Below are 22,627 nucleotides of genomic sequence, written 5' to 3'. Positions count from 1 at the left end.
GATGAGCTGGACGATCACCGCCGCGGAGATCCCCGGCCTCGCGCGCGGCGCCGCAGTGCTCGGCACCGGCGGCGGCGGCGACCCCTACATCGGCGCGCTCCTCGCGACGCAGGCACTGCGCGCCCACGGCGACGTCACGGTCGTCGGCCTCGACGAGGTGCCCGACGACGCCGTCGTGCTCACCGTCGCGATGATGGGGGCGCCGACCGTCATGGTCGAGAAGCTCCCGAGCCTCGACGAGGTCACCGCGCCCGTGCATGCGCTCGGCGCGTACCTCGGCCGCCCGGTGACGCACATCGCCTGCGCCGAGGTCGGCGGGGTGAACTCGACGATCCCGATCGCCGCCGCGGCCGCCCTGGGGCTCCCGCTCCTCGATGCCGACGGCATGGGCCGGGCGTTCCCCGAACTGCAGATGGTGCTGCCCACGCTCTACGGCATCACCGCCTCGCCGCTCGCCTTCAGCGACGAGAAGGGCAACGTCGGCGTGCTGCACACGGTCGACAACGGGTGGACGGAGCGGATCGCGCGCGTCGCCTGCGTCGAGATGGGCTGCTCGGTCATGATCTCGGGGTTCTCGATGTCGGGCGCGCAGGCCCGCGAGGCGCTCGTCCCCGACTCCCTCTCGCTCTGCGTGGAGATCGGCCGCACGATCGCGTCGGCCCGCGACGAGAAGGTCGACCCCGTCGACGCGGTCGTCGCCCTCCTCGGCGGCCGCGAGCTCTTCGCCGGCAAGGTCGTCGACGTGCAGCGGGCGACGACGACCGGATTCGCCCGCGGCCGGGCGCGCATCGACGGGGCGGATGCCTCGCTCGAGCTCTCCTTCCAGAACGAGCACCTGATCGCCGAGCTCGACGGGCGCGCACTCGCGACGACGCCCGACCTCATCATGGTGCTCGAGCACGACACGGGCGAGCCCATCACGACCGAGGCGCTGCGCTACGGCCAGCGCGTGCGCGTGATCAGCGCGCCGAGCGACGAGCGCTGGCACTCGGCCGAGGCGCTCGCCATGGTCGGTCCCGGGTACTTCGGCTACGAGCTGCCCGCCCACCGCTTCGACGGCAGCGTCGACGCGATCGAGGAGGTGGCGGCGTGAGCTGGCAGCTGACGGCCGCCGACCTGCCCGACCTCGCGCGCGGGGCGACCCTGCTCGGCACGGGCGGCGGCGGCGACCCCTACATCGGCAAGATGCTCGTCGAGCGCGTCCTCGGCGACGGCGCGATCACGATCCTCGACCCCGAGGAGCTCGCGGACGACCTCTTCGTGATCCCGACCGCGCAGATGGGCGCCCCGACCGTCATGGTCGAGAAGATCCCGGCCGGCACCGAGCCGAGCCTCGCGCTGCGCACGCTCGAGGAGCACCTCGGCCGGCGGGCGGATGCCACGATGCCGATCGAGTGCGGCGGCATCAACTCGATGATCCCGCTCGTGGTCGCCGCCGAGACGGGCCTCCCGGTGGTCGACGCCGACGGCATGGGTCGCGCGTTCCCCGAGCTGTCGATGGAGACCTTCGCGGTCTACGGAGTGCACGGCTCGCCCCTGGCGCTCGCGGGCGAACGCGGCGAGCAGGTCATCATCGACACCGGTGACGACGACCGGCAGATGGAGTGGCTCGCCCGCGGCATCACGATCCGCCTCGGCGGCGTCGGGCACATCGCCGAGTACGCGATGAGCGGCGCCGACGTGAAGCGCACCGCGGTGCCGCGCACCATCTCGATGGCGCTGGCCCTCGGACGGAGCATCCGGCTCGCCAGGGAGGAGCACCGCTCGCCGTTCGACGCGATCGCGGCGACCCTCGCCCCGACGCTGTACTCCGAGGTGCGCGAGCTCTTCGTCGGCAAGGTGACCGATGTCGAACGTCGCACGACCGAGGGCTTCGCCAAGGGGCGCGCCCTGATCTCGCCGCTCGACCCGGCCGACGACGAGGTGTTCGAGATCACCTTCCAGAACGAGAACCTCATCGCCCGGCGCGGCGGCGAGGTCGTCGCCATCGTGCCCGACCTCATCTGCGTCGTCGACCACGAGACGGCCGAGCCGATCACGACCGAGGGGCTGCGCTACGGTCAGCGCGTGCGCGTGCTCGGCATCTCGACGCCCGGGATGATGCGGACGCCGGAGGCGCTCGCGGCGTTCGGCCCCGCGGCGTTCGGCCTCGACGAGCCGTTCGTCCCCGTCGAGGCCGAGCGGGTCGGCGCCGCCCGAGCCTAGGCTTGGGGCATGGCGACGACCCTCGAGCTGGCGCAGCTGCCCGCGCTCGCGCGGGGGTTCGCGCTGCTCGGCTCGGGCGGGGGCGGCACCACGACGATGCTCGAGCTGGCGCTGGCCGCGCCCGACCGCTGGCCGATCACCCTGCACGACGTCGACGAGCTCGACCCGGGCACGCCCTGCCTCGGTGCGGCCTTCGTCGGGTCGACCATGCTGCTCGGCGAGCGGCTGCCGGGCGAGGCACCGTTCGCCCCGCTCGTCGCAGCGGTCGAACGGTGGCTCGGCGTGCGGGTGCCAGCGGTGTGCTCGCTCGAGGGCGGGGGCCTCAACGGGCTGACGCCCCTCGCGCTCGCCGATGAGCGGGTCGTCGTCGACGCCGATCTCACCGGTCGCGCGGTGCCCGGCCTCGACCAGATGTCGCTGCTCGTCGATCGCGTGCCCGGCATCGTGGCCGCCTGCGACACGGGCGCCGGCGGCGTGGCGCTCGTGCAGACCGATCGCGCGGTCGACCTCGAACGGGTCATCCGCTCGGCGACGATCCAGGCCGGCGGCGCGGGCGGCACGGTCTTCGCCGGGTTCACGGTCGGCGACCTCGTCGAGCACTCGGTGCTCGGCGGCACGCGTCGCGCGCTCGAGCTCGGGCTCGCGTTCCAGGCGGCCGTCTCGGCTCCGCTCGAGCAGCTCGCCGCGAGCCTCGGCGGCCGGGTGCTCGGGGAGGGGCGGATCACCGCGGTCGACGCCGATGCCCGTGACGCGCACGTGAGCTCGGTCGAGATCGCCGGGCTCGGCGGCGAGGTGCAGCGGGTGATCACGAGATCGGAGTCGCTCGCCTTCGTCTCCGACGGCCGACTCGAATCGTCGGCCCCGGCGATCATCGTCGTGCTCGACGCCCTCTCCCGCGACATCCTCGAGGTCACCGACCTGATGCTCGCCCGCAACGTCGCCGTGCTCGAACTGCCGGCACCCGAGTGGTGGCACGCCTCCCCCGAGCGGCTCGCCCGTGTGATGCCGTCGGTCTACGGCCTCGCCGAACTGGACGCGGCCCGATGAGCGAACGACTCCGCATCTCCGCACTCCTCGCGCACCCCGGCGCCGGCGGCGTGCGGGTCGTCGCCGGCGACGAGGACCGCGAGTGGCACGGGGCCGACATCGAGTCCGTCGAGTCGGAGCTCGCGCCCGACGGCACCGACCGCATCGCGATCCTGACCGCGGCGCCCGCGACGACGCCGTGGCAGCAGGACGCGCTGGTGCGGCGCGTCCACGACCGCGGCTACGTCGCCCTGGCGGTCATCGACGCGGAACGCTTCGGCGCCGGCACGGTCCGGCTCGCCGAACGGATCGGGCTCGTGCTGCTCCACGTCGACCGCCCGGTCTCACTGGCCAAAGCCTGCTGGCAGTTGCTCGAGGCGCGCGACGCGCTCACGCTCGGCTACGTGCGCAAGGTCGCGCAGTCGATCGAGTACCACGCCGAGGGCCTTCCCGACCTGCTGCGACATCTCTCCTCGAGCGTGGGCCACGGCATCGCGCTCATCGATTCCGAAGGGGTGCTGCTCGAGGCGGGCGGCAGCCTCCGCCCCGAGGTGCACGCGGCGATCGACTTCGGGCCGTGGGTCGACCTCGCCCGTGCGGGCCGCGGCACCGCGGCTTCGGTGCGGGTCGACAGCCCGAGCCGGGCGGGCCTCAGGGTCGCGTTCTTCGGCGACGGCCTGAGCGATCCGCAGCTGGGCGCGCTCGGCGTCGCCGCCGAGGTCGCGATGCCTGCGGTGGCCGCGCGCATCATGATCGACGAGGTCGCCGCCGTCAACGACGTCGCGGTCTCCTCGGGGGTGCTGCGCGACTTCGTCGACCTGCGCGGGGCGCCCGACGCGGATGTCGAGCGGCGGATGCTCGAACGCGGATGGCGCACGAGCGGCTATCACCTGGCGTTCCGCATGGTGGGCCGGTCCCGGGTGGAGCCGTTCCAGCTGCTGCGGACGGTCACCGGCGAACTCGCCCGCATCGCCGGGGACTCGCACGCCACCACGACGGGGCGCGGCGTGAGCGGCTGGCTGAGCTTCACCGAGGCGCCGACGCCGTCGCAGATCGAGACCCACGTCGCGGCACTCCGCGAGCTGCACGCCGCGGTCCGCCGCGGCTTCAATGTCGCGACCGGCGTCGGCTCGCTCGAGAGCGGCGCCGCGGGGCTCACGGTCTCGCTGAGCGAGGCGGCGGACGCCGCACGGATCGCCGTCAACCGCTCGGCGACGGGCTGGTTCGTCCGCGTCGACGGACTCGGGCTCGAGCAGCTCCTGCTCGCGTGGACGGGCAACGACACCTTCGTGCCCGCGGCGCGGTCGCTGCTGGCCCCGCTCGACGGGGCCGGGGGCGAGCTGCTCGCCACGCTCTCGAGCTACCTCGACCACGAGTCGGGCATCGCGCCGACTGCGGCGGCGCTCGGCCTGCACCGCAACACGGTGTCGATGCGCATCCAGCGCGTGCAGGAGCTGCTCGGCGTCGACATGGGCGACCCCGAGGTCCGGCTCGCCCTGCACCTCGCCTGCCGGGCGGTGGGCTCCTGACGTCTCAGGGCAGCTCGACGTCGCCCTCCGGCACGTCGAGCCGTCGGGGTCCTGCACCGTCGTCGCCGAGGGCGTCGTCGGGGTTGAGGAGCCCGCACGCCTTCATCGAGAGGCATCCGCAGCCGATGCAGCCGGTGAGCTCTCGTTCGAGCCGTTCGATGCCGAGGCGGCGCTCCTCGAGCCGCCGCTTCCACCGTCGGGAGGCCCGCTGCCAGTCCTCGTGGCTCGGCGTGCGGTCGAGCGGGACGTGCTCGAAGGCCTGCTGGACGTCGCCGAGCGGGATCCCGAGGCGCTTCGCGACGACGACGAGCGAGACCCGGCGCAGCATGTGCCGCGGGTAGCGCCGCTGGTTGCCGGCCGTGCGCCGGGAGGCGATGAGGCCGAGCTCCTCGTAGAAGCGCAGCGCCGAGGGCGCGACGCCCGTGCGTCGGCTCATCTCGCCGACGGTGAGGAGCTCGTCGGGGGCGTGCTTCGGGTGGGCGGGATCGATCGCGTCGATCGGCCCGGTTCCGTCTCCGGCGAGCGCGACGGATGCCTCGTGCGCGCCCGGGTGCTCGTGCTCCGCCATGCCGTGATTTCCTCTCGATTGGACTTCAAGGCTACTTGAGGTTTTAGGCTTGACGCATGCGTTGCATCCCCGGAGTGATCCTGTGACCTACGTGATCGCCCTCCCCTGCGTCGACCTCAAGGACAAGGCGTGCATCGACGAATGCCCCGTCGACTGCATCTACGAGGGTGAGCGCTCGCTCTACATCCACCCCGACGAGTGCGTCGACTGCGGCGCCTGCGAACCCGTCTGCCCCGTCGAGGCGATCTACTACGAGGACGACCTGCCCGACGAGTGGGCCGACTACTACAAGGCGAACGTCGAGTTCTTCGAGATCTCGGTCGGCGGCCGCGCGCCCCTCGGCTCGCCGGGCGGCGCCGCGAAGACGGGTGCGCTGAGCTACGACCACCCGATCGTCGCCGCGCTGGCGCCGCAGGGCGGCCACGAGTGAACCCGGCCCGGCACACCGCGCTCACCGAACCGGTCGATCCCGCGATCGCCGCGCGCGGCGACGACTTCAAGGCCGCCTTCCGCGTGCATCCGGCCGGGGTCGCCCTCGTCTCCGCGGCGAGCGCGACGGGCCCCGTCGGCCTCACCGCCTCGAGCCTCGCCTCGGTCGCGGCCGACCCGCCCGTGCTGTCGTTCTCGGTGACGCGTGCGACGGGGTCGGCGGGCGCGCTGCTCGGTGCGGACACCTTCGTCGTGCAGCTCCTCGCCGACCACCAGGTCGACGTCGCTCGGGCGTTCGCCCGCTCGGGCGCGCCGCGCTTCACGCCCGAGCAGGGGTGGACCCGGCTGCCGACGGGCGAGCCGGTGCTCGCCGATGCCCGGGCGGCCTTTCGCTGCCGCGCGCTGCAGCTCGTGCCCGTCGGCAGCTCGACCCTCGTGGTCGCCGAGGTGCTCGAGGTGATCCCCGGCCCGGCCGCTCCCCCGCTCGTCTACCACGACCGCCGCTTCCTCAGCCTCGACCCCGGGGCATCCGAACTCTGAATCACGGCCGCGCGCACCCGCGCGCGGCCATCCCGCGAAAAGGAGACGACTCTCATGTCGACGTACACCCTGCCCGACCTGCCGTACGACTACGCGGCGCTCGCCCCGCACATCTCGGCGACCATCATGGAGCTGCACCATTCGAAGCACCACCAGGCGTACGTGACGGGCGCGAACACCGCGCTCGAGCAGCTCGCCGAGGCGCGGGCGACGGGCAACCTGGCGAACGTGAACAAGCTCGAGAAGGACCTCGCGTTCAACCTCGGCGGCCACATCAACCACAGCGTCTTCTGGCAGAACATGTCGCCCGACGGCGGCGGCGCCCCCGAGGGCGAGCTCGCGGCCGCCCTGGAGGACGCCTTCGGCTCGCTCGACGCGTTCCGCGCGCACTTCGGTGCGACCGCCCTCGGCGTGCAGGGCTCCGGCTGGTCGGTGCTCGCGTGGGATTCCGTGGGTGCGCGCCCGGTCGTGTTCCAGCTCTTCGACCAGCAGGGCAACGCCCCCCTGGGCGTCACCCCGCTGCTGCAGCTCGACGTGTGGGAGCACGCCTACTACCTCGACTACAAGAACGTCCGCGCCGACTACGTGAAGGCGTTCTGGGAGGTCGTGAACTGGGCCGACGTCGCCGCCCGCTTCGAGCGCGCCCGCACGGCCACGAGCGGCCTGATCGTGCCCGGTATCGTCTGAGTATGTCCACTGAGCGTGCGAAGAGGCGCCGGCGTCCGCGTCGGCGCCTCTCGCACGCCCTCCTGGCGGTGCAGATCCGCCGTTGGGGCCTCGTCGCGATCATCGCCCTCGTGGCGGTCGGCGCGGTGATCGCCGCCCTGCAGCGCTGAGTCGCCCCGCGCGGGCGGCCCTGGCGCTAGCGTGGGGGCATGTCCCGCCCGTCGGAAGCACCCGCGCGGTGAGCGCCGCCGCACTCGACCTCGACGAGTACCGCGAGCACGTCGCATCGCGGCTGCCGGTGCTCGAGACGGTGCGCCTGCCGCTCGACGAGGCGCTCGGCGCCGTGCTCGCCGAGACGGTCGTCACGCGGTGGCCGATTCCGCTGTTCGACAACTCGGCGATGGACGGGTACGCGGTGCGCGCCGCCGACGCGCAGGCGGGTGCCAGGCTCAGGGTCGTCGCCGACGTCGCCGCCGGCTCCCCCGACGACCCGCCGCTCGCGTCCGGCGAGGCCGCCCGCATCATGACGGGCGCCCCGATGCCGTCGCAGGCCGACGCCGTCGTGCCCCTCGAGCACACTGAGCTCGGGCTCGCCGGAGCGCTGCCGGGCAGCGCACCGCCCGCGTGGGTGACGATCACGCGCGCACCGCTCGTCGGCGCGAACGTCCGCAGGGCCGGTGAGGATGCCTCGGTCGGCGACCCCGCGGTCGTGGCGGGCCGTGAACTCGGCCCGTGGCAGCTCGCCGCGATCGCCTCCGCCGGACACGAGCACGTCGTCGCCAGGCAGATGCCCCGGGTCGCCGTGCTCTCGACGGGTTCCGAGCTGGTGGCGCCCGGAGCCGACCCGGGGCGCGGTCAGGTCCCAGAGTCGAACTCGGTGCTCGTGGCGGCGGCCCTGCGCGCCGCCGGTGCTGCCGTGGTGAGCGCGACCGTCGTGCCCGACGACGAGGACGCGCTCAGGGTGGAGGTCGAACGGACGCTCGGCGATGCGACGGCGAGGCTCGACGACGAGCGGCTCGGCGACGCGGCGACCGCACTCGACGGCGAGCGGCTCGGCGTGGATGCCGTGGTGCTCACCGGCGGGGCCGCGGTCGGCGCCTTCGACCCCGTGCGCGCGGTGCTCGGCGCGGACGGTTCGGTGCGGTTCGACGCGGTCGCGATGCAGCCCGGCCGTCATCAGGGCTTCGGGATGATCGGCGGAACCCCCGTCTTCTGCCTGCCCGGCAACCCCGTCGCCGTCGCCGTCTCGCTCGAGCTGATCGTGCGCCCGGCCCTGCGCGCGATGGCGGGGCATGCCCGGCCCGAGCGACCGCGCTTCCGGCTGCCCGCCGTCACCGGGTGGGCGTCGCCCGCCGGTCGCACCCAGGTCGTGCCGGTCGTGGCCGAGGCGCACGGCGTCGCCCCGGTCGCCGGCCGTGCGGGCGGCTCGCACCGGGTGCGCTCGCTCGCCGAGGCGACCGCGTTCGCCATCGTGCCGCCCGAGGTCGAGCGGGTCGAGGCCGGCGACCTCGTCGAGGTGATTCTGTGCGGATGAACGACGGGTCCCGCGAGGCGAGCAGCCCGCGGGCGGCGATCGTGCTCGCGGGCGGCCGGGCCTCGCGGCTCGGCGGCGCCGACAAGGCCACGGTCGAGGTCGACGGCCGTGCGCTCGTCGACCACGTGCTCGCCGCACTCGAGGGCTGCCCTCGGCTCGTCGTCGTGGGTCCGCCGGCGCTCGCGCGCCCGGGCATCGAACTGGTGCGGGAGGACCCGCCCTTCGGTGGCCCCGTCGCCGCGATCGCGGCGGCACTCGGCGTGCTCGAGGCATCCGTCGACGAAGTGTGGCTGCTCGCCTGCGACCTGCCGCGCGCCGCTCGCATCATCGCGCTCCTGGCCGACCGGCCGCTGCCGGTCGGCGTCGACGGCCTCGCCCTCGTCGACGCCGAAGGGCGCACCCAATGGCTCGCCGGGCGCTACCGGGTCGCCGCGCTGCGCGACGCGGCCGCCGCGCTCCCGACGGTCGACGGCGCCTCGATGCGCGCGCTCCTCGCGCCGCTGCGGATCGAGACCCTGCCCGACCCCGACGGCGCCGCGCTCGACCTTGATACCTGGGCGGCCATCGAGCACTATCGGAGCATGACCGACACTCCCGAAGGGCTCGACACCTGGGTCGCCGACCTCGCCGCGGAGCTGGGGCTCGGCGAACCCGACGTGCCGACGGCGCTGCTGCTCGACCTCACCCGCGAGGCGGCGCACGGCGTCACCCGTCCGGCCGGGCCGCTCACGACCTACCTCATCGGCCTCGCGGTCGCGGGCGGCATGAGCCCGGCCGACGCCGCCACGGCGACGCGACGGGCGATCGCCGACCGCACCGGCTGAGGCTCAGCCGTCGGCGGCGGCGAGCTGCCCGCAGGCGCCGTCGATCTCCTTGCCGCGGGTGTCGCGGATGGTCGTCGGGATGCCGGCTGCCTCGAGTCGGCGCACGAACTCCTGCTGCACGTCCTTCTCGGAGGCCGTCCAGATCGAGCCCGGCGTCGGGTTCAGCGGGATCGGGTTGACGTGCACCCAGCCGTGGCCGCGCTCGTTGAGCTTCTCGGCGAGCAGGTCGGCGCGCCAGCCGTGGTCGTTCATGTCCTTGATGAGCGCGTACTCGATCGACACGCGGCGCCCGGTCTTGTCGAAGTAGGCACGCGCGGCGTCGAGGGCCTCGTCGACCTTCCACCGCGAGTTCACCGGGATGAGCTCGTCGCGCAGCTGGTCGTCGGGCGCGTGCAGGCTGAGCGCGAAGGTGACCGGGATGTCCTCGTCGGCGAGCTTCTTGATCGCGGGCACGAGGCCGACGGTCGACACCGTGATGCCTCGGGCCGACATGCCGAGCCCGTCGGGCGCGGGGGCGAGCATGGTGCGCACGGCCGACATCAGCCGGGCGTAGTTCGCGAGCGGCTCCCCCATGCCCATGAACACGATGTTCGAGACGCGGTCGGGCGTGTGGTCGCCCTTCTTGCGCCCGCCGAGCTCGCCGCGGGCGAGGGCGGCGTTGGCCATGACGACCTGCTCGATGATCTCGGCGGCCGACATGTTGCGGGTGAGGCCGGCCTGTCCGGTCGCGCAGAACGGGCAGTTCATGCCGCAGCCGGCCTGGCTCGAGACGCAGAGCGTGATGCGGCCCGGGTACCGCATGAGCACCGACTCGACGAGGGCGCCGTCGTGCAGCTTCCAGAGGAACTTGATCGTGTCGCCGTTGTCGGTCGCGAAGCGGCGCACCTCGGTGAGGAGCGGCGGCAGCACCGCCGCGACGAGCCCGTCGCGGGAGGCCGCGGGCAGGTCGCTCATCTCCGCGGCGTCGTTCGTGTGGTGCACGAAGTAGTGGGTGGCGAGCTGCGCGGCGCGGTAGCCGGGGAACCCGAGCTCGGCGACGTGCGCCTTGCGGTCGGCCGGCGCGATGTCGGCGAGGTGCACGGGCGGCTTGCCGCGCTTCGGCGAGGCGAACTGCAGCATCGGCCGGCCGTCGGGGCCCTTCTTCTGCTCCCAGCCCTCGGTCGCGGGGCGGACCTGGCGGGGTTTGGTGCGGCGCACCGCGTCGGCGGCGGTCTGATCGGTCGAGTTCGTCACCTTGCAAGGGTACGCGGCCCGGCCGTGTGAATGCCGGATGCCGCGTGCGGGGCCGGAACGACGGCTTCCGCCTCCCGCCGAATCGAGCGACGGGTGCCACACTGGAAGGCATGGCCGATGTCATCGCCGTCCACGGCGACCTGACCGAGCAGCGCGTCGATGCGATCGTCAACGCCGCGAACAACGCCATGCGCGGCGGGGGCGGCGTCGACGGCGCGATCCACCGCGCGGGCGGCCCCGCGATCCTCCGCGATTGCATCGCCCGTTTCCCCTACGGCCTCGCGACCGGCGACGCCGGCTGGACCGTGTCGGGCGAGCTGCCCGCCACCTGGGTCATCCACACCGTCGGACCGAACTACGCAGCCGGCGAGCGCGACCGCTCGCTCCTCGTCTCCTGCTACCGGCGATCGCTGGCGGTCGCCGACGAGCTCGGCGTGCGGAGCATCGCCTTCCCGCTCGTGAGCGCCGGCGTCTACGGGTGGCCGCTGGCCGACGCGATCGCGGTCGCGATCGACACGATCCGGGATGCCGACACGCGCGTCGAGCGGGCCGCGATCGTCGCGCGCGACGCGGCGATCTTCGCCGAGGTCGAGGCGGCCCTGCGCGCGGGCTCGTAGTGTTCAGTCGCTCGTGAGGATGACGAGCTCCCGGGTCGCGCGCGTCATCGCGACGTAGCGGTCGACGGCGCCCTCGATGCCGTCGGTCCCACCCGTGTGGTCGTCCTCGTCCTCGCCGAAGCGCTCGGGATCGACGAGCACGACGAGGTCGAACTCCAGCCCCTTCGAGAGCTCGGGCGTGAGCGAACGCACCCGCGCGGTCCCGGCGAAGCCGGGGTCGCCGATGACGCACGCCGTGCCCTCGGCGTGCTCGGCGATCCACGCGTCGAGGATCTCTGGCAGTTCGGCGCGCGCGCCGTGCCGCACCGGCACCCCGCTGCTCCTGATCGAGGTCGGCACGTTCGCGTCGGGCAGCGCTGCCCGGATCACCGGCTCGGCCACCGCCATGACCTCCTCGGGCGTTCGGTAGTTGATGCCGAGCGTCGCGATGCGGGTGTTCACGAGGCCGATGCGGGCGAGACGTTCCTGCCATGACTCGGCGAAGCCGTGCCGGGCCTGCGCGCGGTCGCCGACGATCGTGAAGCTGCGCGAGGGGCAGCGGGCGAGCAGCATCGTCCATTCGGCGTCGCTGAGCTCCTGCGCCTCATCGACGATGACGTGTGCAAAGGGGCCGGCCAGGAGCTCGGGGTCGGTGCGCGGTGCCGTGATCTCCTCGGCGAGGGTGTTGCGGAAGTCCTGTCCACCGAGCATCGACATGATCGCCATCTCCGAGTCGTCGGCGGCGACGAGCTCCTCCCTGACCCGTTCGCGCTGCTCCTGCTCGGCGGCGGCCTCGAGACGCTGCCGGCGTCGGCGACGGGTCGCCTGCGGGTCGCCGATGCGGCGGCGTGCGGCATCGAGCAGCGGCAGGTCGGCGCTCGTCCATGCGCGGGCGTCGGCGCGCTGCAGGGTCGCGACGTCGCCGGGGGCGAGCCCAGGTGCGCACCGTCGCAGGTAGGCGGGCACCGACCAGAGGTCGGCGACGACGCCGGCGGGGTCGAGCAGCGGCCAGGCCCGATTGAACGTGCTGACGAGCTCGTCGTGCTGTTCGAGGGCGCGGCGCAGGAGCGCCGGCGAGACCTCGTCGTCGTCGTGCTGGTCGATGAGGATCGCGAGCAGGGCCTCCCACACCTCCTCGCGGGCGTCGTTGTGCGGCATGCCGGGTTCGGGCGACTCGAAGGCCTCGACCCAGTCGGCCGGGCTCAGCAGGAGCTCGCCCGAGGAGGTCTCGACGAGGAGTTCGTCGCGCGGCGGGTTCTCGTACGCCGCCACCGCCCGCTCGACGGCGTCGACGAGTTCGGTGGAGGCCTTCAGCCGGGCGACGGCCTGGTCGGGCTCAGAGCGCGCGTCGAGCCCCTCGTCGACGAGGTCGCGAAGCGTCGCCATCTGCACCCCGTCCTCGCCGAGGCTCGGCAGCACGTCGTCGACGTAGGCCATGTAGGCGTGGCTCGGGCCGACGAACAGCACGCCGCCACGTCGCGCGTCGAGTCGGCGATCGGAGTAGAGCAGGTACGCCGCGCGGTGCAGTGCGACGACCGTCTTGCCGGTGCCCGGTCCCCCGTCCACGACGAGGGCGCCGCGCGAACCCGCGCGGATGATCGCATCCTGGTCCGACTGGATGGTGCCCAACACGTCGCGCATGCGCGGCGAGCGGCTCGACCCGAGGCTCGCGATGAACGCCGACTGGTCGTCGAGTGCGACGCCGCCGTCGACGGCGTCGGACGTGAACACCTCGTCCCAGTAGTCGGTGATCCGGCCGCGCGTCCAGCGGTATCGCCGACGGCTGACGATTCCCATCGGGTCGGCGTGGGTGGCGCCGAAGAACGGCTCCGCAGCGGGGGCGCGCCAGTCGATGAGCAGCGGTTCGCCGTCGCCGTCGCTCAGCCCGACACGGCCGATGTAGACGTTCCCGCCGTTCTCGCCGCCGTCGGCCTCGGCTTCGGTCTCGGGCGTCGCGACCATGCGTCCGAGGCAGAGGTCGAGCCCGAAGCGGCGCAACAGCCGCAGCCGGGCGGTGAGCCGGTGGATCTCGAGGTCGCGCTCGAGCGCCGCCTGCCCGCCGCCGCCCCGCGCCCTGCGCTGCTCGTCGAGACGGGTCGTCAGCTCGGCGATCTGGCCGTCGAGGCTCGCGGCGATCGCGGCGAAGTGCCGCTCGTCGGCGGCGATCAGCTCGGGCTCCGCCTTCGCGGCGAGGCGCTCGGGCAGGGCGAAGGCGGTGGTGCGCAGTGGGGTCAAACGATCAGCTCCAGTCGACGGAAGCGTCAATTCTGCGCCCGTCGGGGGCCCTTGCCGCAAGCCCCCCACCCCGCGATATCATGGAAGTGGCGGGAGGAGTTCCCGCCTTTCGCGTGTCCGGGGCGGGCGGTCGACGCGTGCTTCCTCGGGAGGCCGGGCCATCCGGGTGCCGATGCGCCGTAGATTCGGATGATGCCGAACCTCGACGCGGAACTCGCCCTGCGCGGCGTCGCCCTGCACTACGCCGACTCGGGCGGTGACGGCGAACCGGTGGTCTTCCTGCACGGCGCCGGGGCCGACCGCTCGATGTTCGCGGCGCAGCGCGATGCCCTCGTCCGAGGCGGGTACCGGGTCGTGCTCGCCGACCTGCGCGGGCACGGCGCCTCGCGCCCGAACACGGCGCAGCTCACCGCCGAACTGCTCACGAGCGACGTGGAGTCGCTCGTCGCGCACCTCGGGCTGCAGCGGCCGACGCTGGTCGGGCATTCGCTCGGCGGCAACCTCGCGCAGCGGCTCGTGCGCCGTTCGCCCGAGCGCTGGGCGGCACTCGCGGTGCTCGACTCGACCTGGAACACCGGTCCGCTCACGCGCATCGAGCGGCTCGCACTGCGCTCCGCGGCGCCGCTGCTGCGACTCGTCCCGGCGCGAACGCTGCCACGCATGATGGCGGATGCCTCGGCGGTCACGCCGGCCGCGCGCGTCGAGCTCGCCGCAGTCTTCGCCCAGCAGTCCAAGGCCGAGTTCATCGCAGTCTGGCGGGCGACGGCCGAGTTCGTCGAGCCCGATCCGGAGAACCGCACGCCGCTCCCGCTCCTCCTGCTCCGCGGGGCGGCCGACCGCACCGGCAACATCGCCACGGCGATGCCTCGCTGGGCCGCCGCCGAAGCGATCGACGAGGTCGTGATCGAGGACGCCGGGCACGTGATCACGCTCGATGCTCCCGACGCGGTGAGCGCGGTACTCCGCCGATTCCTCGACGGGGTGACGCGCGCTCCGTCGGGCGGCGCCTGAGATCGGCGCCGCCCGGGCGGGCCGCTCAGCCGAGCAGGCTGCCCATCTGCTTCGCGATGAGGGTCGTCGCGTACTTCGGGTTGATCCGCGAGATGCGATCCATCGCGGCGGCGTCAGGGCCGATCGTGGCGCGGAACCGACCCTTCACGAGCGCGTCGACGACGACCCTGCCCGCGACCTCGGGGCTCGTCATCTTGTACGAGGAGGACTCGACGGCCGACTCCTTCGTCTCGCCGCCGGCGAGCGTGACGCCCGAGTTCGCGGCGATGTCGGTGCCGATCGCTCCAGGGAAGACGACGGTCACCTGCACGTTCGTGTCGAGGAGTTCGGCGTAGAGCGCCTCGGTGACGAGCTTCACCGCTGCCTTCGATGCGCCGTAGACCGCCTGGCCGGGCACCGGTGCGTAGGCGCCCATGCTCGCGACGTTCAGGATCGCCGCCTCGGGACGGGTCAGCAGCACCGGCAGGAACGCCTTGCACATGTTCATGACCCCGCCGAAGTTGACGGCCATGACCTTGTCGATCTCGGAGAACGGCAGTTCGTTCACCTTCACGAACTTCTGGATGACGCCCGCGATGTTCAGGATGCCGTCGACCTGGCCGTGCGCCGCTTCGACCGCGGCCGGCAGCGCGGCGACGGCCTCGCGATCGGTGATGTTCACGAGGTGCTGCGAGAACCGGTCGCCGGCGTCGGCCAGGCGCGCGGTCTCGGCGAGCCCGGCCTCGCTCAGGTCGACGCCGGCGACCGAGGCGCCGCGCGCGAGCAGTTGGAGGGTGACTTCACGGGCGATGCCGTTGCCGGCGCCGGTGACGACGAAGACCTTGCCGTCGATGTTCATGGGTGGGATGCTCCTTGCCGGCCGAGGCCGTCGGGTGGGGGAAAGCGTGCGGCGGTGGGGATTCGCCGCTGAGCGATCGTATCCGTCGAGGCCGCGCGACGCATCACCTCAGTTCGAGGCACGAGCCCGCCAGGCGCGGCAAGCTCAGAATGCGGTCGACGCCCACCAGACGATGATGAACAGGCCCATCGCGACGAAGACCAGGCCGACGGCGAGGAACATCGTGGGGCTCGGGCCGCGGGCTCCCGCCCGCCCGGCGCCCGCCTGGCGTTCTGCGGTGATGGCGTCGGAGAGCCACCGGCGTCGCACGACGAGCACGCCGCCTCCGACGAGCGCGATAACGGCCCAGGCGAGGGCGAAGATGAGGCCGGGTTCCACCCGACCAGCCTACCGGCGCCCGCTGGCTACACTCGCAGCATGCGCATCGTCGTGTCCGGCACCCACGCGAGCGGAAAGAGCACGCTCATCTCGGACTTCGTCCTCGCGCATCCCGAGTTCACGGTGCTGCCCGACCCGTTCGAACTCATCGACGAGACCTGGGATGCCCCGAACACGGCGATGCTCACCGCCCAACTGCGGATCGCGGCGGACCGCCTTCACAGCGAGGAGCACGGCGAGCGGATCATCGCGGAGCGAGGCCCCGTCGACTTCCTCGCCTACCTCCTGGCGCTGGCCGAGGTGACCGGGCGGACGGCATCCGACGAGCTCGTCGAACGAGCCACGGCCATGACCGCCGACGCGCTCGGCGGAGTCGACCTGCTGGTGATCCTCCCGCTCTCGGCGGGCGACCCGATCCACGTCGGACTCGATGAGGACCTCGAACTCCGCGAGGCCATGAATCGGATGCTGCTCGAGCTCATCGACGATCCCGACCTCGTCGGCGAGCACCTCAGGGTGGCCGAGCTCACCGGAGACCCTGACTCGCGGCTGGCTGAACTCGAGGACCTGGCCGGGGTGGCGTGACGCGATGAGGGGCCCCCGAGACGACGAAAGCCCCGGCAGATCTTCCAATCTACCGGGGCTTTCTCTGGTCGGGCTGACAGGATTTGAACCTGCGACCCCTTGACCCCCAGTCAAGTGCGCTACCAAGCTGCGCCACAGCCCGATGCTCCGGTGTCTCTCCGAGGCAACTTGACCATCATAGCGGTATCCGGAGGGGTGCTTTTGCACACACGGCGTCGACGGGGTCTCGATCACCCCTGCTCGTCGCGCACCGGCGCGAGATGGCGGCGGACCTCGTCCATGAAGGCGGTCGGGTCGTCGACCCAGATCCGCACGGCGGTGACCTCCTGCGCTCCCCCGGATTCGCCGTGGCCGGGCAGCTGGACCGTCGTCGGTCGTTCGAGCTCGATCTCGATGTCGGTCTCGTTGTTCAGGCGCACGAAGAGCGTGCGCGAGGCATCCTGCTCGACGATCTTCGGCGACTTGGGCTCGTCGACCTGCAGGCGGCGGCCCACCGAGGCGATGTCGTCCCAGCTGAGGGCGAGGTCGGTCTCGAGCCCGGCGCGCACGCGGATCCCCTCCGGACCGACCGTATGCGGCCGCACGAGGTACGCGCACAACAGGCCCAGCATCCACGTCAGCCCCCAGATGCCCAGCACGAGCATCGAGATGCGCACGGCCGGCCAGCGGTGCACGATGAGGTCGATGATGGGGATCTCGACGGCCGACAGCACGATGAAGATCACGAGGATCGTCAGCACCGGCTTGTGATAGCCGAACCCGACCGCACCGCGCGGGATCGCCGGCCGCCGCGTGAGGAACCGCCCGATGCTCGCGTAGACCGCGAGCTCCATCGCGAGCGCGCGCTTCGCGACGCGACCGAGACGAACCCAGGCGGATGCTTCCGCGGGGGCGCGCGTCGTCGTGCTCATGTCTCGGCGCCTTCCACGAGCACGGCGAGGCGGTCGGCGATCGCGCCGATGCCGCGCTCGACGGCGGCGCGGTCGGCGGGCGCGACGGCGTCGAGCAGCGTCGCGGAGAGCTCTTCGTGCTCGCGCTGCATCCGCGACATGATGCGGGCGGTGCGCGGCGTGAGCTCGACGAGCACCGCCCGCCGGTCGCTCGGGTGCGGTGCACGGCGCACATGACCGGATGCCTCGAGTGCATCGACGAGTCCGCTGACGTTGCGCGGCGTGACGTCGAGCAGGGCCGCGAGCGCCTGCTGCGTCATCGCACCGTCGTGCTGGAGCACCCACAGCACGCGGAGCCTGGCCGGGGTGAAGCCGGTGCCGGCGAAGGCGCGCGCCATGTCGCGCTGGAAGAGTTCGCCGATCTGCAGCAGGCGGTCGAGGAGGGTCACGTCCATATCATGATGATACTTCATTGTTACCTTGCTTCATTATCCGCACTCCGTCATTCCCGTGGCCGACCCCGCGGCGCCGGGCGTCGGAGGCCGCGATGTCGGTGGCCGGCGATACCGTTGAGGCATGATCAGCGAGCTCACCGACGATCTCGAACCCGCGCCGCTGCGGGTCGTCTCCGCCGCCGATGCGCCCTTCGCCGACGTCGAAGCGGTGTTCGGCACGAAGGGCGATCCCGCCCACTGCTGGTGCCAGTGGTACAAGATCCCGGGCAGAGACTGGCGCGGCATCGGCGACGAGGGCCTGCGCGATCGCCTGCACGAGCAGATCGACTCCCCCGGCCGCGGGCCCGGGCTGCTCGCCTACGACGGCGACGTGCCGGTCGGTTGGTGCGCCGTCGAGCCGCGCCCCAACCTCATCCGCCTGCAGCAGAGCCGGCTCGTCACCGGCTCGACGCCGAACCCCGACCTGTCCGATCCGGGCATCTGGGCGGTCTCGTGCTTCGTCGTTCCGCGCGCGTACCGCAAGCGCGGCGTCGGCAAAGCGCTGGCCGAGGCTGCGGTCGAGTTCGCACGGGCGAACGGCGCACGGCTCGTCGAGGGCTACGCCATCGATCCGACCGCGCACCCGAAGATCCCCGCCGCCGACCTCTTCCACGGCACGGTCTCGATGTTCGTGGGCGCCGGCTTCACCGAGGTCGCCCGCCCCAACGCCGACCGCGCGATCATGCAGCGGCGCCTCGCCGACTGACGGGGCTACACTCGCCTCATGCATTCGGGGTTCGTCAGCTGGCACTTCCTCGCCATCATCGGCGTGCTGCTGCTGTTCGCACTCATCATCGCCGCGATCGTGGTTCCGATCGTTCTCGTCACCCGTCGCTCGACGCCACCTGCCGTGCCGCAGGCCCCTCAAGAGGCCGCACCAGCGGTCGGGCATGCGGGCGCGCCCGAGGCACCGCGCACGATCGAAGCACGCCTCCGCGAACTCGACGATCTGCGCGACCGCGGGGTCATCACCGCTGCCGAGCACGAGGCGCAGCGCAAGGCGATCATCCGCGACGTCTGAGCCGAGCGCAGAGCCACCGGCTCGGTTCGCCGCCGACGCTCACACGACCGCCGTCGATCACACGCCGTCGATCAGACGCCGTCGACGCCCTCGACCCGCACGCGCTTCACCCGCGACGTCAGCCCCCGCACGATCTCGACGTCGCGACGTGGCACGCCGAAATGCGCCGCGACCGCGGCGACGACGCCGGCGTTCGCCGCGCCGTCGACCGCACGCTCGCGCACGAACACCGTCAACGACGCCGCCGGGTCATCGGGCGTCGCCTCGACGAGCGGCCCCTTGCGACTGCCGGGCTTCACCCGGATCGTGATCTCCAACCGCGCCTCCGAATCGGCGGGCGAGCTCGCAAGCCCGATCGCTGCGGCCCGCAGAAGACGACGACGGGCGGGCGATCACTCGCCCGCCCGCTTCGAGCGATCAGCGCTGGCGCTTCTCGCGCACGCGCATGTTGACGACGATGGGCGAACCCTCGAAGCCGTAGATCTCGCGCAGGCGCCGCTGGATGAAGCGGCGGTAGCCCGGGTCGAGGAACCCGGTCGTGAAGAGCACGAATGTCGGCGGGCGGCTCGCCGCCTGCGTGCCGAACAGGATGCGGGGCTGCTTGCCGCCGCGCACCGGGTGCGGGTGCTCCTGGGTGAGCTCAGTGAGGAACGCGTTGAACTTGCCCGTCGGGATGCGGGTGTCCCACGACTCGAGGGCGGTCTCGAGGGCGGGAACGAGCTTCTCGAGGTGACGGCCGGTGCGAGCCGAGATGTTCACGCGCGGCGCCCAGGCGACGTGGTGCAGGTCCTTCTCGATCTCGCGCTCGAGGTAGCGTCGGCGGTCGTCGTCGAGCAGGTCCCACTTGTTGTACGCGAGCACGAGCGCGCGGCCCGACTCGAGCACGAGGTCGATGATGCGCACGTCCTGCTCGGAGATCGGCTGCGAGACGTCCAGCAGCACGACCGCGACCTCGGCCTTCTCGAGCGCTGCCTGCGTGCGCAGCGACGCGTAGAAGTCGGCACCCTGCTGCAGGTGCACGCGACGGCGGATGCCGGCGGTGTCGACGAAGCGCCAGATCTTGCCGCCGAGCTCGATCTGCTCGTCGACCGGGTCGCGGGTGGTGCCCGCGAGCTCGTTCACGACAACGCGCTCCTCGCCGGCGGCCTTGTTGAGAAGCGAACTCTTGCCGACGTTCGGGCGGCCGAGGATGGCGACGCGGCGCGGTCCGCCGAACTCCTCCTTGGCGACGGCCGAGACGTGCGGGAGCTTCTCGAAGACGGCCTCGAGCATGTCGGCGACGCCGCGACCGTGCAGCGCCGAGACGGGGTGCGGCTCGCCGAGGCCGAGGTTCCAGAGCGCGGTGGCCTCGGACTCCTGGCGGGCGTCGTCGACCTTGTTGGCGACGAGGAACACGGGCTTGTTCGTCTTGCGGAGCAGGCGCACGACGTGCTCGTCGGTCGAGGTCGCGCCGACGGTCGCGTCGACGACGAAGAGCACGACGTCGCTGAGGTCGATCGCGACCTCGGCCTGTGCGGCCACCGAGGCGTCGATGCCCTTGGCGTCGGGCTCCCAGCCGCCGGTGTCGACGAGCGTGAAGCGGCGGTCGAGCCACTCGCCCTTGTACGAGACACGGTCGCGCGTCACGCCGGGGGTGTCCTCGACGACGGCCTCGCGACGGCCGAGGATGCGGTTCACGAGCGCCGACTTGCCGACATTCGGGCGACCGACGATCGCGATCACGGGCAGGGCGGGGAGGTAGCGGATACCCTCTTCGCCGCCCTCGGAGATCTCGAGGACCTCGAGGTCGTCGTCGTCGAGTTCGTAGTCGCTGAGGCCAGAGCGGAGCGCTGCGGCCCGCTGCTCGGCGAGTTCGTCGTCGACGACCGAGAGGCGCTCGGCCAGGTCGTCGGCGACGCCGTCGTACTCGTCGCGCTGGTCGGTCATGAATATCTCCTGCAGAAAGTCGTGGGCGCGAATGCGCGCGACTCCCAGTCTGCCGTATGAATGCTGAGAACATCGGATGCCGCCGCCCTCGCCGGCCGTCGCCCACGCCGTCCACGGCGTCGGCGACGCGACTCACGAGCGATCCGGCTCGTCCCCGCGCGCGATCGCGACCGCGTGGGTCCGGCTTCGCGCACCGAGCTTCGCGAGCACGTTCGAGACGTGCGTCTTCGCCGTCGGCACCGCGATGCCGAGCCGATCGGCGAGTTCGGCGTTCGACCAGCCCTGCGCCATCGCGGCGAGCACGTCGCGTTCGCGCCCGGTCAGCCGTGAGATCGGCAGGTCGTCGACCTCGCCGGCCGGGCTGCGCGTGGCGACCGTGCCCGCCTGCCCCGGTGCCACGCCGCCGGCGAGTGCGGCGAGCGCGCGCCGGGTCACCCGCGGATCGAGCACGCCCTCGCCGGCCGAGACTCGGTGCACGGCGTCGACGAGCGTGACGGCGTCGGTCGTCTTCAGCAGGAACCCCGCGGCTCCCGCCCGGATCGCGCCGAACACGAGCTCGTCCTCGTCGAAGCTCGTGAGCACGAGCACGTCGCCGAGACCGCGATCGCGGATCTCGCGCGTCGCCGCGACGCCGTCCATTCCGGGCATCCGCAGGTCCATCAGCACCACGTCGGGTCGGAGGGCCATGGCGTTGCGGACCGCGGCGGCGCCGTCGGCCGCCTCGCCCACCACCAGGATGCCGTGCGACTCGAGCATGATCCGCAGCGCCTCGCGGATCGCGCCGTGGTCGTCGGCGAGGAGGACCCGCGGCGCGCTCATGCGTCCACCGGGAGGCTTGCACGCACCGACCATCCCGCACCGACCGGGCCCGCGTCGAATCGTCCGCCGAGCGCTCGCACACGCTCGCCGAGCATGACGAGACCCGAGCCGTTGCCGGGCAGCTCGGGCCGCTCGAGGGGGCGGCCGTCCCGGGAGTCGACGCGCACCACGAGGGTCTCGTCGTCGAGCCCGATCTCGATGACGACGCGGCCGCCGGCGGCGTGGCGAACGCAGTTCGCGAGCGACTCCTGCACGACGCTCGTGGCCAGCTGCTCGACCACCACGGGAACCGGCGCCGCCGGCGTCCCGGCGAAGCTCACCTCCAGGCCCGCGCGTCGCGCCTCGTCGACGTAGCCCGGCACCCGATCAAGCCGCGGCGGCACGACGAGCTCGCCGCCGCCGGCCCTCAGCACCCGGATCATCGACCGCAGGGCCTCATGCGCCTCGAGGCTCGAATCGCGCACGGCGCGCAGAGCGGCCTCGTCGGCGACCGGGTCGCGCCCATTCGACAACGCCGCCTCGGCCCTGATCGCCATCGCCGAGACGTGGCCGGCGACGAGATCGTGGAGCTCGCGGGCCATCCCGTCCCGTTCCCGCTGGAGCGCGGCATCCCGGTCGCGCTCGGCGAGCCGCACGACCTCGCGCGCCTCGCGGCGATGCAGCTCGGCCAGTTCGTTCGCCTGCGCGACCGCCGTCGCCCACCAGTAGTCGGCGCCGAGGAGCGCACCGAGCTGCAGGCCGATCAGCACCGCGATGCGCAGCTCGCCGGTCAGCGCGACGGTCAGGGCGAAGACGGCGGCCGTCGCCGCGGCGCACCCGGCGAGGATGCGGCGACGCCCTCCGGGCGAGGCGCCGAGCGTGACCGTCCAGAGCAGGTCGAGGAGGGCCACCAGCGTGCCGATGCCGCCGACGGTGAACAGCGCCGCGACCGCGAGCACGGTCGTGACGGCGAGGCCGATGCGCGGGTATCGGCGCTTCAGCGCGACGCAGACGATGGCGGGCATCGCGATCACGACGCCCCACCATGGCGAGACGGGTTCGGGCAGCACCGAGAGCACGTCCCAGATCTCGCCGAGACCGGCGGCCGCGGAGATCGCGCTGACGGCGGCGACACCGGCGGCGTCGAGGAACGGGCGGTGCCGCTGCACCCATCCCGCGCCGGCGGCCGCTCGCACCGTCGCCCCGCTCGTCGTCGCCATGCCCTCCATCGAACCATGCACCCGACGGCCGGTGCCTACGCCGAAAGGACGAGTCGGCGCGCGGCCGTCTCGTTCATCCGC

26 protein-coding genes and 1 tRNA gene are annotated in these 22,627 nt (G+C 72.7%); 15 read left to right on the top strand and 12 right to left on the bottom strand.

What is annotated here, in order from left to right:
* Nucleotide 1 precedes the first annotated feature (1 nt).
* Genes ACFVAJ_RS13055 through ACFVAJ_RS13040 form a run of 4 tightly spaced genes read left to right on the top strand, consistent with a single transcriptional unit; the run spans nucleotide 2 to nucleotide 4,760 of the window.
* Nucleotides 2-1,093, top strand: a complete 1,092-nt coding sequence (locus ACFVAJ_RS13055) for a DUF917 domain-containing protein (protein WP_376944739.1) — start codon at nucleotides 2-4, stop codon at nucleotides 1,091-1,093.
* Nucleotides 1,090-2,205, top strand: coding sequence for a DUF917 domain-containing protein (locus tag ACFVAJ_RS13050; RefSeq protein ID WP_376944737.1), 1,116 nt, complete (start codon nucleotides 1,090-1,092; stop codon nucleotides 2,203-2,205). Before ACFVAJ_RS13055 ends, ACFVAJ_RS13050 begins: the two co-directional genes overlap by 4 nt.
* Nucleotides 2,206-2,214: 9 nt before the next feature.
* A complete protein-coding gene (locus tag ACFVAJ_RS13045) occupies nucleotides 2,215-3,252 on the top strand; it encodes a DUF917 family protein (protein WP_376944735.1) in 1,038 nt (345 codons plus the stop codon).
* Entirely contained in the window at nucleotides 3,249-4,760 is a 1,512-nt protein-coding gene (locus ACFVAJ_RS13040) for a PucR family transcriptional regulator (RefSeq protein ID WP_376944733.1), read from the top strand. Before ACFVAJ_RS13045 ends, ACFVAJ_RS13040 begins: the two co-directional genes overlap by 4 nt.
* 4 nt (nucleotides 4,761-4,764) lie before the next feature.
* Here the strand turns inward: ACFVAJ_RS13040 and soxR are convergent, their stop codons facing one another.
* Nucleotides 4,765-5,328 (bottom strand): redox-sensitive transcriptional activator SoxR, encoded by a 564-nt coding sequence (gene soxR / locus ACFVAJ_RS13035; RefSeq protein WP_376944731.1) that lies wholly within the window; start codon nucleotides 5,326-5,328, stop codon nucleotides 4,765-4,767.
* A gap of 82 nt (nucleotides 5,329-5,410) precedes the next feature.
* Between soxR and fdxA the strand changes: the two genes are divergently transcribed.
* The 6 genes from fdxA to ACFVAJ_RS13005 all read left to right on the top strand — a co-directional run bounded on the left by fdxA (nucleotide 5,411) and on the right by ACFVAJ_RS13005 (nucleotide 9,321).
* Entirely contained in the window at nucleotides 5,411-5,758 is a 348-nt protein-coding gene (fdxA, locus tag ACFVAJ_RS13030; protein WP_376944729.1) for a ferredoxin, read from the top strand.
* 44 nt (nucleotides 5,759-5,802) lie between these two features.
* Entirely contained in the window at nucleotides 5,803-6,297 is a 495-nt protein-coding gene (locus ACFVAJ_RS13025) for a flavin reductase family protein (RefSeq protein ID WP_376945828.1), read from the top strand.
* 54 nt (nucleotides 6,298-6,351) lie between these two features.
* The gene (locus ACFVAJ_RS13020; protein WP_376944727.1) at nucleotides 6,352-6,984 is read left to right on the top strand and encodes a superoxide dismutase; all 633 of its coding nucleotides are present in this window, start codon (nucleotides 6,352-6,354) and stop codon (nucleotides 6,982-6,984) included.
* A gap of 2 nt (nucleotides 6,985-6,986) precedes the next feature.
* Nucleotides 6,987-7,133: a hypothetical protein gene (locus ACFVAJ_RS13015; protein WP_376944725.1), complete on the top strand. Its 147-nt coding sequence runs from the start codon at nucleotides 6,987-6,989 to the stop codon at nucleotides 7,131-7,133.
* Between the two features lie 68 nt (nucleotides 7,134-7,201).
* Complete coding sequence (locus ACFVAJ_RS13010; RefSeq protein WP_376944723.1) at nucleotides 7,202-8,497, top strand: molybdopterin molybdotransferase MoeA; 1,296 nt, start codon at nucleotides 7,202-7,204, stop codon at nucleotides 8,495-8,497.
* Nucleotides 8,494-9,321 (top strand): NTP transferase domain-containing protein, encoded by an 828-nt coding sequence (locus ACFVAJ_RS13005; protein ID WP_376944721.1) that lies wholly within the window; start codon nucleotides 8,494-8,496, stop codon nucleotides 9,319-9,321. Before ACFVAJ_RS13010 ends, ACFVAJ_RS13005 begins: the two co-directional genes overlap by 4 nt.
* Nucleotides 9,322-9,324: 3 nt before the next feature.
* On the opposite strand, the gene rlmN is transcribed toward ACFVAJ_RS13005, so the two are convergent.
* Complete coding sequence (rlmN, locus tag ACFVAJ_RS13000; protein ID WP_376944719.1) at nucleotides 9,325-10,554, bottom strand: 23S rRNA (adenine(2503)-C(2))-methyltransferase RlmN; 1,230 nt, start codon at nucleotides 10,552-10,554, stop codon at nucleotides 9,325-9,327.
* A 110-nt stretch (nucleotides 10,555-10,664) separates the two neighbouring features.
* On the opposite strand from rlmN, the gene ACFVAJ_RS12995 reads away from it, so the two are divergent.
* The gene (locus ACFVAJ_RS12995) at nucleotides 10,665-11,171 is read left to right on the top strand and encodes a macro domain-containing protein (protein ID WP_376944716.1); all 507 of its coding nucleotides are present in this window, start codon (nucleotides 10,665-10,667) and stop codon (nucleotides 11,169-11,171) included.
* Nucleotides 11,172-11,174: 3 nt separating this feature from the next.
* On the opposite strand, the gene helR is transcribed toward ACFVAJ_RS12995, so the two are convergent.
* Nucleotides 11,175-13,385 (bottom strand): RNA polymerase recycling motor ATPase HelR, encoded by a 2,211-nt coding sequence (gene helR, locus ACFVAJ_RS12990; protein ID WP_376944714.1) that lies wholly within the window; start codon nucleotides 13,383-13,385, stop codon nucleotides 11,175-11,177.
* 192 nt (nucleotides 13,386-13,577) lie between these two features.
* On the opposite strand from helR, the gene ACFVAJ_RS12985 reads away from it, so the two are divergent.
* Nucleotides 13,578-14,396, top strand: a complete 819-nt coding sequence (locus ACFVAJ_RS12985; RefSeq protein ID WP_376944712.1) for an alpha/beta fold hydrolase — start codon at nucleotides 13,578-13,580, stop codon at nucleotides 14,394-14,396.
* Nucleotides 14,397-14,421: 25 nt separating this feature from the next.
* On the opposite strand, the gene ACFVAJ_RS12980 is transcribed toward ACFVAJ_RS12985, so the two are convergent.
* Together ACFVAJ_RS12980 and ACFVAJ_RS12975 are read right to left on the bottom strand one after the other, a co-directional pair.
* On the bottom strand, nucleotides 14,422-15,234 hold the full coding sequence (locus ACFVAJ_RS12980; protein WP_376944710.1) for an SDR family NAD(P)-dependent oxidoreductase: 813 nt from the start codon (nucleotides 15,232-15,234) through the stop codon (nucleotides 14,422-14,424).
* A 144-nt stretch (nucleotides 15,235-15,378) separates the two neighbouring features.
* On the bottom strand, nucleotides 15,379-15,612 hold the full coding sequence (locus ACFVAJ_RS12975) for a hypothetical protein (protein WP_376944708.1): 234 nt from the start codon (nucleotides 15,610-15,612) through the stop codon (nucleotides 15,379-15,381).
* Between the two features lie 39 nt (nucleotides 15,613-15,651).
* Between ACFVAJ_RS12975 and ACFVAJ_RS12970 the strand changes: the two genes are divergently transcribed.
* Entirely contained in the window at nucleotides 15,652-16,197 is a 546-nt protein-coding gene (locus ACFVAJ_RS12970) for a hypothetical protein (protein WP_376944706.1), read from the top strand.
* Nucleotides 16,198-16,262: 65 nt separating this feature from the next.
* Here ACFVAJ_RS12970 and ACFVAJ_RS12965 read toward each other — a convergent pair.
* From ACFVAJ_RS12965 to ACFVAJ_RS12955, 3 genes are all read right to left on the bottom strand, one after another.
* A tRNA-Pro gene (locus ACFVAJ_RS12965) sits at nucleotides 16,263-16,339 on the bottom strand.
* A gap of 88 nt (nucleotides 16,340-16,427) precedes the next feature.
* Nucleotides 16,428-17,108: a hypothetical protein gene (locus ACFVAJ_RS12960; RefSeq protein WP_376944704.1), complete on the bottom strand. Its 681-nt coding sequence runs from the start codon at nucleotides 17,106-17,108 to the stop codon at nucleotides 16,428-16,430.
* Nucleotides 17,105-17,542, bottom strand: coding sequence for a MarR family winged helix-turn-helix transcriptional regulator (locus ACFVAJ_RS12955; RefSeq protein WP_376944702.1), 438 nt, complete (start codon nucleotides 17,540-17,542; stop codon nucleotides 17,105-17,107). The genes ACFVAJ_RS12960 and ACFVAJ_RS12955 overlap by 4 nt, the downstream gene beginning before the upstream one ends.
* Nucleotides 17,543-17,663: 121 nt before the next feature.
* Between ACFVAJ_RS12955 and ACFVAJ_RS12950 the strand changes: the two genes are divergently transcribed.
* The gene (locus tag ACFVAJ_RS12950; protein ID WP_376944700.1) at nucleotides 17,664-18,287 is read left to right on the top strand and encodes a GNAT family N-acetyltransferase; all 624 of its coding nucleotides are present in this window, start codon (nucleotides 17,664-17,666) and stop codon (nucleotides 18,285-18,287) included.
* Nucleotides 18,288-18,305: 18 nt separating this feature from the next.
* Nucleotides 18,306-18,602 (top strand): SHOCT domain-containing protein, encoded by a 297-nt coding sequence (locus ACFVAJ_RS12945; RefSeq protein WP_376944698.1) that lies wholly within the window; start codon nucleotides 18,306-18,308, stop codon nucleotides 18,600-18,602.
* Between the two features lie 71 nt (nucleotides 18,603-18,673).
* On the opposite strand, the gene ACFVAJ_RS12940 is transcribed toward ACFVAJ_RS12945, so the two are convergent.
* From ACFVAJ_RS12940 to ACFVAJ_RS12925, 4 genes are all read right to left on the bottom strand, one after another.
* On the bottom strand, nucleotides 18,674-18,919 hold the full coding sequence (locus tag ACFVAJ_RS12940; RefSeq protein ID WP_376944696.1) for a DUF167 domain-containing protein: 246 nt from the start codon (nucleotides 18,917-18,919) through the stop codon (nucleotides 18,674-18,676).
* A 100-nt stretch (nucleotides 18,920-19,019) separates the two neighbouring features.
* Nucleotides 19,020-20,528: a ribosome biogenesis GTPase Der gene (gene der, locus ACFVAJ_RS12935; RefSeq protein WP_376944694.1), complete on the bottom strand. Its 1,509-nt coding sequence runs from the start codon at nucleotides 20,526-20,528 to the stop codon at nucleotides 19,020-19,022.
* A gap of 132 nt (nucleotides 20,529-20,660) precedes the next feature.
* Complete coding sequence (locus ACFVAJ_RS12930; protein WP_376944692.1) at nucleotides 20,661-21,347, bottom strand: response regulator; 687 nt, start codon at nucleotides 21,345-21,347, stop codon at nucleotides 20,661-20,663.
* Complete coding sequence (locus ACFVAJ_RS12925) at nucleotides 21,344-22,546, bottom strand: sensor histidine kinase (RefSeq protein ID WP_376944690.1); 1,203 nt, start codon at nucleotides 22,544-22,546, stop codon at nucleotides 21,344-21,346. The genes ACFVAJ_RS12930 and ACFVAJ_RS12925 overlap by 4 nt, the downstream gene beginning before the upstream one ends.
* Between the last annotated feature and the right edge of the window lie 81 nt (nucleotides 22,547-22,627).

The organism is Agromyces sp. NPDC057679 (genome assembly GCF_042799635.1).
In the GTDB taxonomy this organism is placed as follows: Bacteria; Actinomycetota; Actinomycetes; order Actinomycetales; family Microbacteriaceae; genus Agromyces.
Note: the sequence above shows the minus strand (reverse complement) of the source record. Positions and strands in the feature narration are given on the sequence as shown.